16 protein-coding genes are annotated in these 14504 nt (G+C 58.9%); 11 read left to right on the plus strand and 5 right to left on the minus strand.

Annotated features, from left to right (window positions below; translation table 11 throughout):
- Nucleotides 1–78: 78 nt before the first annotated feature.
- Both COL8621_RS10520 and COL8621_RS10525 read left to right on the plus strand, forming a co-directional pair.
- On the plus strand, nucleotides 79–1245 hold the full coding sequence (locus tag COL8621_RS10520) for an efflux RND transporter periplasmic adaptor subunit (protein ID WP_093967326.1): 1167 nt from the start codon (nucleotides 79–81) through the stop codon (nucleotides 1243–1245).
- A 1-nt stretch (nucleotide 1246) separates the two neighbouring features.
- Nucleotides 1247–3193, plus strand: coding sequence for a MacB family efflux pump subunit (locus tag COL8621_RS10525; protein WP_093967327.1), 1947 nt, complete (start codon nucleotides 1247–1249; stop codon nucleotides 3191–3193).
- 36 nt (nucleotides 3194–3229) lie between these two features.
- Here the strand turns inward: COL8621_RS10525 and COL8621_RS10530 are convergent, their stop codons facing one another.
- Complete coding sequence (locus tag COL8621_RS10530) at nucleotides 3230–3556, minus strand: phage holin family protein (RefSeq protein ID WP_093967328.1); 327 nt, start codon at nucleotides 3554–3556, stop codon at nucleotides 3230–3232.
- A gap of 7 nt (nucleotides 3557–3563) precedes the next feature.
- Nucleotides 3564–3890: an ElaB/YgaM/YqjD family protein gene (locus COL8621_RS10535; RefSeq protein WP_093967329.1), complete on the minus strand. Its 327-nt coding sequence runs from the start codon at nucleotides 3888–3890 to the stop codon at nucleotides 3564–3566.
- Between the two features lie 152 nt (nucleotides 3891–4042).
- Here COL8621_RS10535 and COL8621_RS10540 point away from each other — a divergent pair, with 152 nt between their 5' ends.
- Nucleotides 4043–4216 (plus strand): DUF1328 domain-containing protein, encoded by a 174-nt coding sequence (locus tag COL8621_RS10540; protein WP_093967330.1) that lies wholly within the window; start codon nucleotides 4043–4045, stop codon nucleotides 4214–4216.
- Nucleotides 4217–4281: 65 nt separating this feature from the next.
- Entirely contained in the window at nucleotides 4282–4779 is a 498-nt protein-coding gene (locus tag COL8621_RS10545; RefSeq protein ID WP_093967331.1) for a Dps family protein, read from the plus strand.
- A 61-nt stretch (nucleotides 4780–4840) separates the two neighbouring features.
- Here COL8621_RS10545 and COL8621_RS10550 read toward each other — a convergent pair whose 3' ends face one another.
- Nucleotides 4841–5653, minus strand: a complete 813-nt coding sequence (locus COL8621_RS10550) for a response regulator (protein ID WP_093968520.1) — start codon at nucleotides 5651–5653, stop codon at nucleotides 4841–4843.
- A gap of 109 nt (nucleotides 5654–5762) precedes the next feature.
- Here COL8621_RS10550 and COL8621_RS19145 point away from each other — a divergent pair, with 109 nt between their 5' ends.
- The 4 genes from COL8621_RS19145 to COL8621_RS10565 are packed head-to-tail and all read left to right on the plus strand — an operon-like array spanning nucleotide 5763 to nucleotide 9797.
- Nucleotides 5763–5918 carry a NepR family anti-sigma factor gene (locus tag COL8621_RS19145; RefSeq protein ID WP_176438476.1) on the plus strand — a complete coding sequence of 52 codons (156 nt, stop codon included), beginning with the start codon at nucleotides 5763–5765 and terminating at the stop codon, nucleotides 5916–5918.
- Nucleotides 5905–6489, plus strand: coding sequence for an RNA polymerase sigma factor (locus COL8621_RS10555; protein ID WP_176438477.1), 585 nt, complete (start codon nucleotides 5905–5907; stop codon nucleotides 6487–6489). Before COL8621_RS19145 ends, COL8621_RS10555 begins: the two co-directional genes overlap by 14 nt.
- A complete protein-coding gene (locus COL8621_RS10560) occupies nucleotides 6486–8234 on the plus strand; it encodes a sensor histidine kinase (RefSeq protein WP_141137877.1) in 1749 nt (582 codons plus the stop codon). Before COL8621_RS10555 ends, COL8621_RS10560 begins: the two co-directional genes overlap by 4 nt.
- Before the next feature lie 24 nt (nucleotides 8235–8258).
- Nucleotides 8259–9797 (plus strand): phospholipase D family protein, encoded by a 1539-nt coding sequence (locus COL8621_RS10565; RefSeq protein ID WP_093967334.1) that lies wholly within the window; start codon nucleotides 8259–8261, stop codon nucleotides 9795–9797.
- Nucleotides 9798–9842: 45 nt separating this feature from the next.
- On the opposite strand, the gene COL8621_RS10570 is transcribed toward COL8621_RS10565, so the two are convergent.
- Nucleotides 9843–10352, minus strand: coding sequence for a MarR family winged helix-turn-helix transcriptional regulator (locus tag COL8621_RS10570; protein WP_093967335.1), 510 nt, complete (start codon nucleotides 10350–10352; stop codon nucleotides 9843–9845).
- Nucleotides 10353–10581: 229 nt separating this feature from the next.
- Here COL8621_RS10570 and ectA point away from each other — a divergent pair, with 229 nt between their 5' ends.
- Genes ectA through COL8621_RS10585 form a run of 3 tightly spaced genes read left to right on the plus strand, consistent with a single transcriptional unit; the run spans nucleotide 10582 to nucleotide 12848 of the window.
- On the plus strand, nucleotides 10582–11115 hold the full coding sequence (gene ectA, locus COL8621_RS10575; protein WP_093967336.1) for a diaminobutyrate acetyltransferase: 534 nt from the start codon (nucleotides 10582–10584) through the stop codon (nucleotides 11113–11115).
- Nucleotides 11116–11150: 35 nt separating this feature from the next.
- Entirely contained in the window at nucleotides 11151–12443 is a 1293-nt protein-coding gene (gene ectB / locus COL8621_RS10580) for a diaminobutyrate--2-oxoglutarate transaminase (protein WP_093967337.1), read from the plus strand.
- Between the two features lie 6 nt (nucleotides 12444–12449).
- Entirely contained in the window at nucleotides 12450–12848 is a 399-nt protein-coding gene (locus COL8621_RS10585; RefSeq protein WP_093967338.1) for an ectoine synthase, read from the plus strand.
- A gap of 136 nt (nucleotides 12849–12984) precedes the next feature.
- Here the strand turns inward: COL8621_RS10585 and COL8621_RS10590 are convergent, their stop codons facing one another.
- Nucleotides 12985–14499 carry an aldehyde dehydrogenase (NADP(+)) gene (locus tag COL8621_RS10590; RefSeq protein WP_093967339.1) on the minus strand — a complete coding sequence of 505 codons (1515 nt, stop codon included), beginning with the start codon at nucleotides 14497–14499 and terminating at the stop codon, nucleotides 12985–12987.
- Nucleotides 14500–14504 lie beyond the last annotated feature (5 nt).

Raw genomic sequence — 14504 nt, forward strand, 5'->3', positions numbered from 1 at the left:
GCGTGCAACGGAAGTTCGACGGTGCCGCGTACTACGTTGTGATGTCCAATAGGATTTAAGCAGCATGGCTTCGAACTGATGAAAATTGCAAAACGTATTCTTTTCCTCCTTCTTGTTGCGGCGGCCCTTTCTTGGGGTTGGACGCTTTATTCACCCGGCGAAAGCGCCAGCCCACCCACGACGTCTGTCGCCACACGCGGCACCGTGGAACAAAGCGTTCTGGCCTCAGGTATCATAGAGGCCAAGCAACTGGTCAGCGTCGGCGCGCGCGTATCTGGGCAAATCGAAACCCTGTCGGTCACCCTTGGCCAAGAGGTCGCGCAAGGCGGACTGATCGCCCAGATCGATTCACAGGATCAGCAAAACGCCGTGCTTCAGGCCCAAGCCGATCTGGCGAACATCGAAGCCCAGATCGCCGCGAAAAACGCCAGCCTGCGCAAGGCAGAGCTGATCCTTGAACGTCAGGAAAAGCTGAACTCGCAAGACTATGTTTCCAAGGAAGAGGTCGAAGCCGCGATATCAGACGTCTTGGTCGACAAAGCCGAACTGCAAGCGCTGGAGGCTCAGAAATCCAGCGCCGAGGTGACCGTTTCAACCGCGCAAATCGCCCTTGCCCGCACAACCATCAAGGCCCCCATTGCGGGTACGGTCGTCGCCATCGTGGTTGACGAAGGACAGACCGTTAACGCCAGCCAAAACGCGCCAACCATCGTCAAGATCGCCGATCTGGACACGATGGTCGTAAAGGCCGAAATTTCCGAAGCCGACGTGGTGCATGTTCACGCCGGGCAGCAAGTTGTCTTTTCCATCCTCGGAGAGCCGGAAAGCGCGTTCACCGCAGTTGTGCGCGATGTCGAACCCGCGCCATCGGAAATCAAAGACAGCGACACCATCTCGACCGATGAGGCGATTTATTACAATGGCATGCTGGATGTCGCTAACCCGGATCACCGCTTGCGCATCGGTATGACCACGCAGGTTTCGATCATCCTGAACAAGGTCGAGGACGCGTTGACCGTTCCTGCATCCGCACTTAGCCGCGCCGCCGACGGCAGCTATGTGGTGCAGGTTTATGACCCGGCTACCGGCGAAAGCCACCGCCAGACAGTCGAAGTGGGCCTGAACGATAAAGTAACTGCCGAAATCACCTCGGGCCTGACCGAAGGGCAACGTGTGGTGACCGGCAGCGTGATCGCCCCGGCGGCGGCACAATCCAACACGCGCATGCCGCCGATGGGGCTGTAAGATGACCGAACCGCTTATATCCGCACGCGGGATCACCCGCAGCTTTCAAGCCGGGGAAGAAACGATAACCGTACTGCGCGACGTGGACGTGGACATTTGGCCCGGCGAAATGGTTGCGATCATCGGCTCTTCTGGTTCGGGCAAATCGACCTTGATGAACATCCTTGGGTGTCTGGATCGGCCCAGCGCTGGCGAATACCGTTTCGCCGGACAAGATGTCAGCGTGTTGGAACCAGACGATCTGGCGCGTCTAAGGCGCGAACATTTTGGGTTCATTTTTCAACGCTATCAATTGCTGCCCGACCTTGACGCCGTCAGCAACGTCGAGGTGCCCGCAATCTATGCTGGCGAGGGGCGCAATGATCGGCGGGCGCGTGCGTCGGGGTTGCTAGACCAGCTTGGGCTTGCCGAACGTCTTGATCACCGCCCCGGCGAACTGTCCGGTGGGCAACAACAGCGGGTTTCTGTCGCGCGGGCGCTGATGAACGGCGGCGAGGTGATCCTTGCTGACGAACCAACAGGGGCGCTGGATTCAAAAAGCAGCGCCGAGCTGATCGCGCTGTTGCAGGATTTGAACCGGCGCGGGCACACGATTGTCGTGGTCACACATGACCCAGCCGTGGCCGCCCATGCCCATCGCACGATTGAAATACGCGACGGGCGGATCATTGCAGACACCAAAGCAGAAACCAACGCGCCCCCCACCCCTAACCGACTGGCGCACCCGATCACGGCAGCCGGGTTCGGCGCCCGCGTGCGCCGCCTGACCGAAGCTTTTTCGATGTCCGTTTCAGCATTGGTGGCCCATCGCGTTCGATCCATGTTGACCATGCTTGGGATCATCATCGGGATCGCGTCTGTCGTTCTGGTGGTCGCGCTGGGGTCTGGAAGTCAGGAAAAAGTGCTGGAAAATATCAGCTCTCTTGGGACAAGCACGATCACCGTGCGATCCGGCAGCGGGTTTGGCGCGCGCGATGCCCAACGGATCGAAACGCTGGTGCCAAGTGATGCCGACACTCTGGCGCTTGAAACCTTTGCCGACAGCGTGTCCCCCGCCGTTTCAAACACCGCCTCCGTGATCTATCGCAACATAGAGGCCAGTGCGTCCATCAAAGGCGTCAGCGGCGACTATTTTCAGGTTCAGAACTACATCACTGTGACGGGCAGCGTTTTTGGGGCGGATGATGTGACCTCCTTGGAACAGGTTGCGGTCATCGACGAAGACACCCGCGATACGTTTTTCGACCCGCAAAGCGACCCAATCGGCCAGGTGCTTTTGCTGGGGCGCGTCCCCGTGCGCGTTATCGGTGTTGTCCGTTCGTCAGGGGCCAGCTTTGGCCCGTCTTCGCTGAACGTCTGGATACCCTACACAACTGCGATGGCGCGGGTTTCCGGACAAGATCACCTTGAAAGCATCGCCGTAAGGGTCGCCGATGGGTACGACATGACCCAAGCACAGCAACAGATCACGGACCTGATGTTGGACCGTCACGGAACCACTGATTTCTTCTTGGTCAATAGCGACACCATCCGCGAAACGATCACTTCGACCACAAAAACGCTGACCTTGTTGGTGGCGATGATCGCCGTCATCTCGTTGATCGTGGGTGGGATTGGGGTGATGAACATCATGCTCGTTTCGGTCACCGAACGGACGAAAGAGATTGGCGTGCGCATCGCGATTGGGGCGCGACGGTCAGATATCGTTGCCCAGTTCCTGATCGAGGCTGTGCTCGTCTGCCTTGTGGGCGGGGTTCTGGGCATCGCGGGCGCGCTTTTGGGCGGCTATGTTGCGGGGCTGTTTTACGAAGATATCCGGCTGGTGTTTTCTGCCACAGCAATCATCGTGGCGTTCCTGTCTTCGACGTTGATCGGCGTAACCTTCGGGTTCCTGCCCGCCCGCTCTGCCGCGCGGCTTGATCCGGTGGTGGCGCTTAGCCGCGAATGACGTGAAACGGGCGCAGGGCTTTCAGGGGATTGCCCCCTATTTGCGCACCTCTTGCCCCGTGCGAAGCCCGCGCAGAAAGGCCACGGCGATCTCTTCGGCGGGGGACGATGCGGCGCGTGGGGCGATTGTTGAACGTGGCGGCGTGCCCGCGCGTTTTCCCATCGCAAGGCAAATGCTACCCACGCCAAGATAGCTTAGGCCGATCACCAGCGCCGCAAATTGCGCATCCTGCAGGGCGGACAGAACCAGCCACGCAGCAACGGTCAAAAAGCCCGCGCCAACACTGATCAGCGCCACACCCGCCGCACCCAAGGCCGCGCGACGCGCGCCTTGGGCTGCTTTTTGTTGAAGATCACTCAGCATCGTAATCTCAACGACGAGCCGTCAGAAGGCCAACCGCAAAACCGATGCCCGCCGCGATCCCGATAGAAGCGGCCGGATTGGCACGCACTGCTTTCGACGCTTCGGCATAGGCATCGCGCGCCTGCTGTTTGGCTTGTTGCGCCTTTTCGTCACCGAAAGCTTTGGCACCGTTCAGGGTTTCTGCGGCCGCGTCGGCAAGCTGCGTTTTCTGGGCCTTACCATAATCTGACAACGTGCCAGCAATGGCGGCAACATCCGATCGCAAGGTTGCGATTTGCTCTTCAAGTTCAGCGCTGGTTTGCGCGGCGGAACCGTTCGTTTGTGTCCGAGCCATGGTGTTTCTCCTTCTTGGCTATTCTTGTGGACACAACGAATGAACGCCGCAGAGGTTCCCAAATTTATTCCAGGAACCAAACCAACACCGGCAACGTTGACCCTGCATGACGCGCCACACGGCGCAATCCTTATCATCTATAGGAGGCTCCCATGCTTGGTTGGGCACTTACATTTCTTGTTGTTGCAATTATCGCCGGTGTTTTTGGCTTTGGCGGCATCGCCAGCGCATCAGCCGGGATCGCGCAATTCCTATTCTTCGTTTTCGTGGTTCTGTTCGTGATCGCGATGGTCGCGCGGGCCGTTCGGGGTAAACCACCGGTCTAAGGCTGGATCAGGCTGGGGGTCACACCCCAGCAGCCCCACAAACCTGAAATCGGAAAGGACATGGCATGACAGACGCACTTGCAACGATACCCAAGGCAAGGCCGGTCAACACCGGCGTCGACAAACCCAAACCCGTGGCTGATGGGCTGGCACAGGCCCTGTCAGACACCTACACCCTGCTGTTGAAGACACACATCTATCACTGGAACGTGGAAGGCCCGCTGTTTTACGCCATCCATACGCTAACCGAAGAACAATACGGTGAACTGTTCGCCGCAGCCGATGTTTTGGCCGAACGGATACGCGCCTTGGGGCAACTGGCGCCCATGTCGGTAAAATCCGTTTTAAGCGGAGCCAATATCGACGACACGCCGAACGCGCCATCGGCCGAAGATATGGTTAAGGGGCTGGCGAAAGATCATGAAACGCTGGCGGCTGAGATGCACGATCTGATCAAACTGGCCGAAAAGCACAGCGATGACGTGACTGCCGATTTGGCCACTGGACGCGCCGGGGCCCACGAAAAAGCCGCGTGGATGCTGCGTGCGATCGCCAAAAGCTAAGACGGTTGGTAACAAGTGGATTGGTTTGCGCCCCGCCTTGATCAAGGCGGGGCGCAGGCATTTAAGACACCAATGTTTCGGTGCTGGCAAAGAACATCGCCTGACTAACAGCAGAACGAACCTGTTCTTCGCTATAGGGTTTGGTGATGACAAAGGCGGGCTCTGGCCGTTCACCGGTCAACAGGCGCTCTGGAAACGCGGTGATAAAGATCACCGGCACATCCGCTGCGGCCTTCAGAATATCGTTCACCGCGTCAATTCCCGACGAACCATCCGCCAATTGGATATCCGACAGGATCAGATCCGGCTTCACATCGGCGGCAAGTTTAACGGCCTCGGTCTGGGTGCTGGCCACGCCAGTGATCTGATGCCCCATGTCCGATACGATGCCCTGCAGGTCCAGCGCGATGATGGCTTCGTCTTCGATCACCATGACGCGCCCGCTGATGCTGTCGGCCATTTCCGTTTCCGCAACGGCCAACAGATGAGACGCCTCTTCACGGGCAACGCCCATCACAAGTGCGACCTCATCCAGCGTGAAATCCTCGACCGTGTGCAACAGCAATGCCTCGCGCGTGTTTGGCGTCAGGCGGCTTAAATGTTTCTGCGCGCGCTTAACCAACCCGGTTTCGTCATCCCCAGTAGGCGCGCCCGCGCTGGACCAGATCAGGTGAAACGCGTGGAACAGCGCCACCTTGGGGCTTTCGAACTGATCAAAGACTGTGCGATCACTCAGCAGCACTTCAAGCGTGGTCGCCGCGTATTTGTCCCCGGTTTTCTGGTCCCCGGTCAGCGCGCGCGCATAGCGGCGCAGATAGGGCAACAGATTGGCCACGATCAGGGACAGTTTCTTCTCTGAAGGTGCAGTCGACATTAAAATCGTCCTTTTTTTCGTTTTATCGGGAACCAAACGCAGGAGAAGATCGTTTGGTTCCGAAAACTGTGTAAAAATTCGGGAACACACCCAAGGCATGGACGACACAATGGCTCATCAGAAATCAAAATCCAGCCTCGAAGAGCAGATCGAGGAGAATTTGCGCAAAGTCTATCAAAAGACGCTCGAAGAAGAGGTGCCAGACAGGTTCTTGGACCTGCTTGAACAACTGAAAGAACAGGATGAGCAAAATGACAAAAGTTGATCCTGATGACACATCCAACCCGCGCGATGAAATCGTAACCCACCTGCCCGCGATGCGTGCCTTTGCGCTTAGCCTGACCCGAAACGGCAGCCAAGCCGATGATCTGGTGCAGGACGCGATTGTAAAAGCCTGGAAAAATATCGAGTCATTCCAAGTCGGCACCAATATGCGTGCGTGGCTGTTCACCATCCTTCGCAACACGTTCTATTCCGACCGGCGCAAGCACAAGCGCGAAGTCCAAGATACCGACGGCGCATTTGCCGCCACACTTTCGGAAAAGCCCGATCACGATGGGCGCCTTGCGATGGCAGATTTCGAAACGGCCTTTGTGCAACTGAAACCCGAACAGCGCGAAGCGTTGGTTTTGGTCGGCGCGTCGGGCTTTTCCTATGAAGAAGCCGCAGAAACCTGTGGGGTTGCTGTTGGCACCATCAAAAGCCGCGTTAATCGCGCGCGCCAACGTCTGGCCGAACTGATGGAGCTTCGCGACGACGAAGCACTGGAACTGACCGATCAGGAAACCCTAGCGGTCGTCACGGCCGGGCTTCCCGTACGAGGGACCGCCGCGTGACTCGTCGCCCCGCGCGGCGGTTTTTCGATGGCTTGGGCTTTCGCGTTGCGGCGCTTTTGACGCTGGCGCTGTTTCCCATCGGGTTGATCGCCGTCTCATTGACCCATCAGTTCAGCGAAGCGGCCGACCGGCGGGCAGAAACGGCGCTGTTGGCGCTGACCGCGCAGGCCGCCGCAAGCGAAGAGGCGTTGATCCGGTCAGGGTTCAGCACGTCAAAGGCGCTGGCCTCTGCCATGCCGTCCATTCGTGATGACACGCCGGTTTGTAACGACGTCTTTCTGAGCTTCGTTGACAACAACCCAGAGTTTTCGTTCGCGGGTTACATCGGCCCCGACGGTATTTTGCAATGCGGTTCCAGCGCGGTCGGCTTCGACTTCAGCGAAAACGCTGTCTTCAAAGAAATGCGCAAAGACCCCGCCCCGCGCAGCGATCTAAGCAAAAACGCCCCGATCAGCAAAACGGCGGTGATCGTAATTTCGACGCCGGTCTTTATGGCGGGGGAATTTGCCGGCTATGTCGCGGTGTCCCTGCCCCATAACGAAACGCGGCTTCAGCTGGAAAAGCTTCCCTCTGAACGCCCGGTAGAGCTGATCACGTTCAACAATGATGGCGAGGTGCTAAGCTCAGAAGGTGGGCTGGACGGTGTGAACCTTCGTCTTCCGCAGGGCCGCGCCCTTGTCGGGTTCGTGGCGCATCAGCGCACATCGTTTTCCGGGCGCACCAATGGCGGCGAGGAACGGATATTTGCCGTCGTCCCGATCCTGCGCAACAGCGTTTATGCGATCGGCAGTTGGCCGCGCGAACGTCTGGCCGTTGCGCCGGGGCTTGCCGTGACCACACCGATGCTTTTTCCGATTGCCATGTGGCTGACAAGCCTTGGGGTGGCCTTTTTTGCAGTGCACAGACTGGTGATTAAGCACATCCGGCGGCTCAGCCATGACATGCGCCGCTTTGCCGCCACCCGACGCCATGACGATGGCCCATTAAGTGAATCTGTCCCGCTTGAACTTCGTGAAATCGACGACGCGTGGCGTGATCTTGCAGAAACGCTTGTCCGGGACGAGGCAGAGCTGGAAGGCACCATTCACGACAAATCCGTGCTTCTGAAAGAGGTGCATCACAGGGTGAAGAATAACCTGCAACTGATTGCCTCTATTGTGAATATGAAAATTCGCAAAGCACGCACGCCCGAAGCGCGCCAAGCGTTGAAAGAGGTTCAGAACCGCGTGATGAGCATCGCAACCGTCCACCGCAGCCTTTATGAAACCACCACAGAAGGCCGCGTGCGCGCGGACGAATTGCTGCGCGATACGGTTGGCAAGCTGGTGACCGCTGGCACCCCGCAAGAGGCAAAGCTGCAAAGCTCGCAGCACTATGATCCTGTCATTCTTTATCCCGATCAGGCGGTACCGCTGTCCCTTTTGGCGTCAGAGGCCACAACCAATGCCCTGAAATATCTGGGACGCCCTTCTGAGGGCCTGCCCAATATCGACGTTCGTCTGGAAATAACGGAACCCGGGCGGGCGCTACTGTCGATAGAGAACAGCAAGGGCACCCCGATTGTTCCCCCCGAACAGGTGCGCGGTACCGGCCTTGGCACAAACCTGATCACCGCGTTCACACAACAGTTGGGCGGGCGGCTAAAGCAGGTGGATGAGCCGGACCTTTACGGGGTCTATGTCGATTTCCCGATTGCCGATTTCGACGAACATCCGACAGACAGCGATCTTTCTGCATTAGGGTAACCACGCGCTGGCCAAGGGGCAGAAATGTTGGAACATGAAAAGGACAGGCTACAGGTTCTGATCACCGCAGAAGAGGCCTTTCCAGCCTTGGAAGCGGCGTTTCTGGATGCGAACTCCACAATCTCGGCCGGGTTTCGCATCTTTGATCCGATGACGCGCCTACGCTCTGCGCGGGCGCGCGCGGTTGGGCAGACATGGGGCGACCTGTTGGTGGATACGCTGAACCGTGGCGTGGACGTGACCCTGTTGATTTCAGATTTCGATCCGGTCAACGGAACAGACCTGCATCGCGGCACTTGGCGGACCATGCGCATCCTATGCGGTCTACGCGAAATGACCCGCGACGGCGCTGGTCGGCTGATCGCCCGCGCCTTGCTTCACCCGGCACAACTCGCCCCTCTTATGCGCGTGGCCTTTGCGCCGATGGCGCGAGGCAAGCTGCGCGCGGCGGTTGAACAACACGGCGCTGACATCCTGCGCGGCGCCCCCGGTGTGCGCCCTTGGTTCACCGACAAGGAAGGCACGCCAAGCCTGCGCCGCTTTGCCCTGCCCCGCCAATTTCCGGCCACCCACCATCACAAGCTTGCGGTGTTCGACCAACAGCGGCTGTATATCGGCGGGCTGGATTTGAACGAACGGCGCTACGATACCCAGCACCACGACCAACCTGCCCAACAGACATGGCACGACGTACAAGTGTTGATTGATGACCCCACGCTGGCGCGTGCAGGCCAGACCTATCTGAACAGTTTTCCCAATACGGTTGCCGGGGCCAAGCCGCCGCCACCAGTGGCCGGATTTCTGCGGACGCAATCCGCCAGACGGAGGGTCAGCTTGGCCCATATCTCTCCGCGTTCGGCCCTGCGCGAACTCCGCACCGCGCATGTGGAACAGATCGCGACGGCGAAGCGGCTTATCTATCTTGAAACGCAATTCTTTCGGGATCGCGATATTGCGCGCGCCCTGTGTCGCGCCGCGCACGCCAACCCAGACCTGACGCTGATCCTTACATTGCCCGGCGCGCCCGAAGACGTGGCCTTTCACGGTTCTGGCGCGTTGGAGGCGCGGTTTGGCGAAAACCTTCAGGCGCGGTGCATCGCCAAAGTGCAACGCGCGTTTGGGCCGCGGCTGTTCATTGGCTCTCCGGTTCAGCCGCGGCCTGTGTCGCCAGCGGATCCTGATGAAGATCGCGCGCATCTGTCCGGCGCGCCGTTGGTCTATGTGCACTCGAAGGTTTCTGTCTTTGATGACAGTGCGGCGATCGTGTCATCCGCCAACCTGAATGGTCGAAGCCTAAACTGGGATTCAGAGGCCGGAGTACTGCTGCAGCGCCCGACCGAGGTTGCCCAAGTTGCACGGCGCGTCATGGGCCATTGGCTGCCCGACGAGGTTGGCCCAGAATTTTACGCCCCAGCCACGGCGCGCGATGCGTGGGCTGCTTGGGCCGCGAAAAACGACAGCGCCGATCCAAAGGATCAGAAAGGGTTCATCGTGCCGTATAAATCTGTACCGGCGCGCAGGTTCGGGCGCGCGGTGCCGGGCGTGCCGGAATCCATGGTGTAAGGTCACGTTTGGCCCTGCGTTAAGGGCCCGGCCAATGGCGCCTAACTAAGCGCCGCCTTCTGTCTTCTTCGCGGCGTGAATGTCACCTGTCGTCAACACGGGTGACGCATCAATATCCTGTGCGTCAAGCATATCGGCGACACGTTCCAGCGACGATACAAGCTGCGCCTGTTCCCAATCCGCCAATGCCGCAAACGCACGAACATATCGCTGTTGAAGCGCATCGGGGGCATCCACCAACCGGTCACGCCCTTCCGGCGTCGCAACCACGTTGATCTGGCGCCGGTCCTGCTCGGACGGGACGCGCTGAACAAGTCCGCGTGTCACAAGTTTGTCGACCAAAGCCGTGACCGTCGCTTGGCTGACCCCCATCTGGTTTGCCAGTGATTTCGGTGTCGCGCTGCTTTTGCCGGCGACAATCTGCAGAACACGAAGCTGCGCCGGGGTCAGACCCACGGCATGCGCAAGGTCGCGCGCAAAAAGCTCTGTCGCACGCAAGATGCGCCGCAGGGCAATCAGACTGTCATCGGTGCGATCATGGGGGTGCGTGGTCATGGGCCCGATAATGCCACGAAGGGGGTATATGCTTCAATCACTGAAATACTTTGCTGGCTCCCACACCACCACCCGGCCAAAGATCATTCGCAATACTAATGAAATTAGGTCGTCTGCCCCTTGTGAAACAGGCCTTAAATGCCACTTTTCACTTATATTCCATTGAACGTTGAATTTTCAGGTGAACTATATTACTTAGCAAGTCGAATGATCTGAGAGATTTACCAAGATGCCGAACGACAGCGACACCCCTCGAACGTGCATGCCCCGTCTGCGCAAACCTGATGCGACGGACGGGGCTGCAATCTGGGCGCTTGTAAAAAGCTGCAAGCCGCTTGACGAAAACTCCATGTATTGCAACCTGATCCAAGCCGATCATTTTCGTGACACCTGCGTCGTTGCAGAAATCGACGATGAGGTGGTTGGCTGGATTTCGGGCCACATGATCCCGGTCAAACAAGAGCTGTTCGTTTGGCAGGTCGCGGTAAGCCCAAAGGCGCGCGGTCTGGGGCTTGGCCGAAAAATGCTGTTTGCGCTGATCGAACGTGACGGCTGTAACGACGCCACTCATCTGAAAACGACGATCACCAAGGGCAACGATGCCTCTTGGGCGCTGTTTGGCAGCTTTGCCCGCGCAATTGGCGGTGCGCTAACAGACGCCCCTCATTTTGAACGCGACACGCATTTCGAAGGCCACCATGACACCGAACACTTGGTGACGATCACCCTTCCCCAGCGCGAAGAACTTGCACGCGTCGCCTAAACCTATTCCCGAATTTATTCTTGAAAGGACGTTTTATGCCTAAGGATATGACCGATACCCATACCATCTTTGATCGCCGCGAAAGCGCTGCGCGGTCCTATTGCCGTAGCATGCCAGCCGTGTTCGAAACCGCCAGCGGCTCGGAGCTGACAGACGCCGAGGGGCGCAGCTGGATCGACTTTCTGGCGGGGTGTTCATCACTAAACTATGGCCACAACGACCCTGATATGAAGGCGGCGCTGATCGAACACATCGCGGGCGATGGGATTGCCCACGGGTTAGACCTGCACACCGATGCCAAGGCCGCATTCCTTACAACATTCGAAGAACACATCTTGAACCCGCGCGGTATGGATCATCGGGTGATGTTCACCGGGCCAACGGGGGCCAATGCGGTCGAAGCCGCGATGAAAATTGCGCGCAAAGTCACCAGCCGCACCAACATCATCGCCTTCACCAATGGGTTCCACGGCGTCACGACAGGCGCACTTGCCGCGACCGGCAATGGCTATCACCGTGGCGGCGCAGGCATGGCGCTGAACGGCGTAACGCGCATGCCCTACGAAGGCTATTTCGGTCGGGGCACAGACACCGCCGCGCAGCTTGAACAGATGCTCTCTGACAAATCCGGCGGTGTTGACGCACCGGCGGCGATCATTCTGGAAACCGTTCAGGGCGAAGGCGGCCTGAACGCGGCCAGTGCAAGCTGGGTCAAACGCATCGCGGCTATTGCCAAGAAACACGGAGCGCTGTTGATCGTTGACGACATTCAGGCTGGCTGCGGCCGCTGCGGCACGTTCTTTTCCTTCGAAGACATGGGCGTGACCCCTGACATCGTGACGCTTGCAAAATCTATTTCCGGCTTTGGATTGCCAATGGCGATGCTGCTGGTACGCCCCGAACATGACGTGTTCGCCCCGGCCGAACACAACGGCACCTTCCGCGGCAACACCCACGCCTTTGTCACGGCGAAGGTCTCGATCGAAAAGTTCTGGGCTGATGACCGTTTTCAAAAACAGCTGGCCGACAAGGCCGCACTGATCCACGACGCGCTAAGCGAACTGGCCGCAATTGTTCCCGTTGGTGCGCTTAAGGGCCGCGGCCTGATGCAAGGCGTCGACGTTGGTTCGGGTGCTTTGGCCGCCGCTATTTGTGCGCGCGCTTATGACAATGGTTTGGTCATCGAAACCTCGGGCAACGAAGACCAAGTGGTCAAGGTTCTTGCCCCGCTAACCACCCCTGTCGAAACCTTCCGCAAGGGTTTCGACATCCTGATGAAAGCCGCACAGGATGCGCTTGAACACCCCGCGAAAATTGCAGCAGAGTAAAAGAATATGATCGTCAGAGACTTCAACAAGATCGTCGAAAATGACCGTGGCCGCGTTGTGTCAGACGCGCAGTGGACCTCGGTTCGGATGCTGCTGGCTGACGACGGGATGGGCTTTTCGTTTCACGTTACCTTCCTTGAGGAAGGGTCTGAACACACGTTCGAATACAAGAACCATTTTGAAAGCGTGTATTGCATGAAGGGCAAGGGCTCGATCACCGATCTGGCCACTGGGGAAACCCACCAGATCGTGCCCGGCGTGATGTATGCCCTGAACGAAAACGACCGTCACACGTTACGTGCCGAAGAAGAGCTGGTCATGGCCTGCGTCTTTAATCCCCCAGTGACGGGCACCGAAGTCCATCGTGCCGATGGGTCATATGGTTTGGTGACCGAAGACGCCTAAGGGCGACCGCACCCAAATCCGGCGGGGCAGATGTTGCCCCGCCGGATAAGCGCATGCCGTCAGCGGCATTCAAAAATAGCGGCAGCGTGACCAGAACCTGTAGGTTCCGGTCATGCGCTTCGGCGTTCTGGAAGGGTCAGCGCAGGTCCGCTGGCAGCAGGGCGTCGGGCATGTTTTGATAACAAACGGGGCGCAAGAACCGGCGGATCGCCAGTGTTCCCACGCTGGTCGCCCCGAAGTTTGTCGAAGCGGGGTAAGGGCCGCCGTGCACCATGCTGTCGCACACTTCGACTCCTGTCGGATAACCGTTCGTCAGCAGCCGCCCTGCCTTACGTTCAAGGACTGGCATCAGACGCCGGGCCAAGGCCATATCTGCGTCGTCCATCATAAGGGTACAGGTCAACTGCCCCTCAAGCGACCGGGCGACGGCGTGCATCTCGTCTTCATCGGCGACGCTGACGATCAGGCCCAAAGGCCCGAACACTTCGTGCCCCAACACATCATTGGCAAGCCATTGTTCCCCGGTGGTTGTGAACAGGTAAGGCGTGGCGTTTCGCAGATCGCAGGTCGATGTCAGCAGCTCTTGAACGCCGGCGCTGCCAGCGATCCGGTCCCTGCCCGCACGATAAGACTCCGCGATGCCATCCGTCAGCATGGTTTGCGCGGCCACATCCGACAACGCGCTGGTCGCTGCCTTGATAAAGGCGTCCGCATCCGGGCCATCAATGGCAATAACAACACCGGGGTTGGTACAGAACTGCCCTGCGCCCATCGTCAGCGACCCGGCCCATCCGGCCGCGACGTCACCGCCACGACTGGCAAGCGCATGTGGCAGCAGGAACATCGGATTAACGCTTCCCAGCTCGCCAAAGAACGGGATCGGGGTTGCCCGCGCGGCGCACAGGTTGAACAGCGCCCGCCCCGCCCCCAACGATCCGGTAAACCCGACCGCGTTGATCAGCGGATGCTCCACCAAGGCGGCGCCCAACGCGTTTGTGTTTCCTTGGATCAGGCTAAAGGTTCCGGCCGGCATTCCAGTCTTTTCAATCGCAGCCTTAATGGCTTCGGCCACAATTTCGCCGGTGCCAGGATGCGCGGGGTGGCCTTTGACGACAACCGGGCAACCAGCCGCCAGTGCGCTGGCCGTGTCGCCACCAGCAGTCGAAAACGCCAACGGAAAGTTCGAGGCACCGAAGACCGCCACAGGACCAATCGGGCGTTGCACCGATTTTAGATCAGGGCGTGGCAGCGGCGCGCGCTGAGGCAACGCTTCGTCGTGACGTTGATCCAGATACGCGCCATCTTCGATATGGCGTGCGAACAGGCGCAGCTGCCCGGTGGTCCGGCCGGTTTCCCCCTGAAGGCGCGCTTCGGGCAGGCCAGTTTCGCGCGTGCCAATTTCGGCGATCTGTGCGGTGCGCGCCTCTATCTCATCGGCGATTGCGTCCAGAAAAGCTGCGCGTTCGGCGCGGGTTGTGTAACCGTAGGTCCAGAATGCCTCTTCCGCTGCGCGGCAGGCTTTGTCCACTTCGGCTGGTCCGCCATTTGCGGTCTGGTGGGCCGCACCATCGACTGGCTGCGACGCAAAGCTTTCCGCGGAACCGACCCATTCGCCAGCGATCAGGTGCTTTCCGTGTGGTTCAAACGACATATCGG

It is taken from the genome of Actibacterium lipolyticum, assembly GCF_900184935.1.
In the GTDB taxonomy this organism is placed as follows: Bacteria; Pseudomonadota; Alphaproteobacteria; order Rhodobacterales; family Rhodobacteraceae; genus Actibacterium_A; species Actibacterium_A lipolyticum.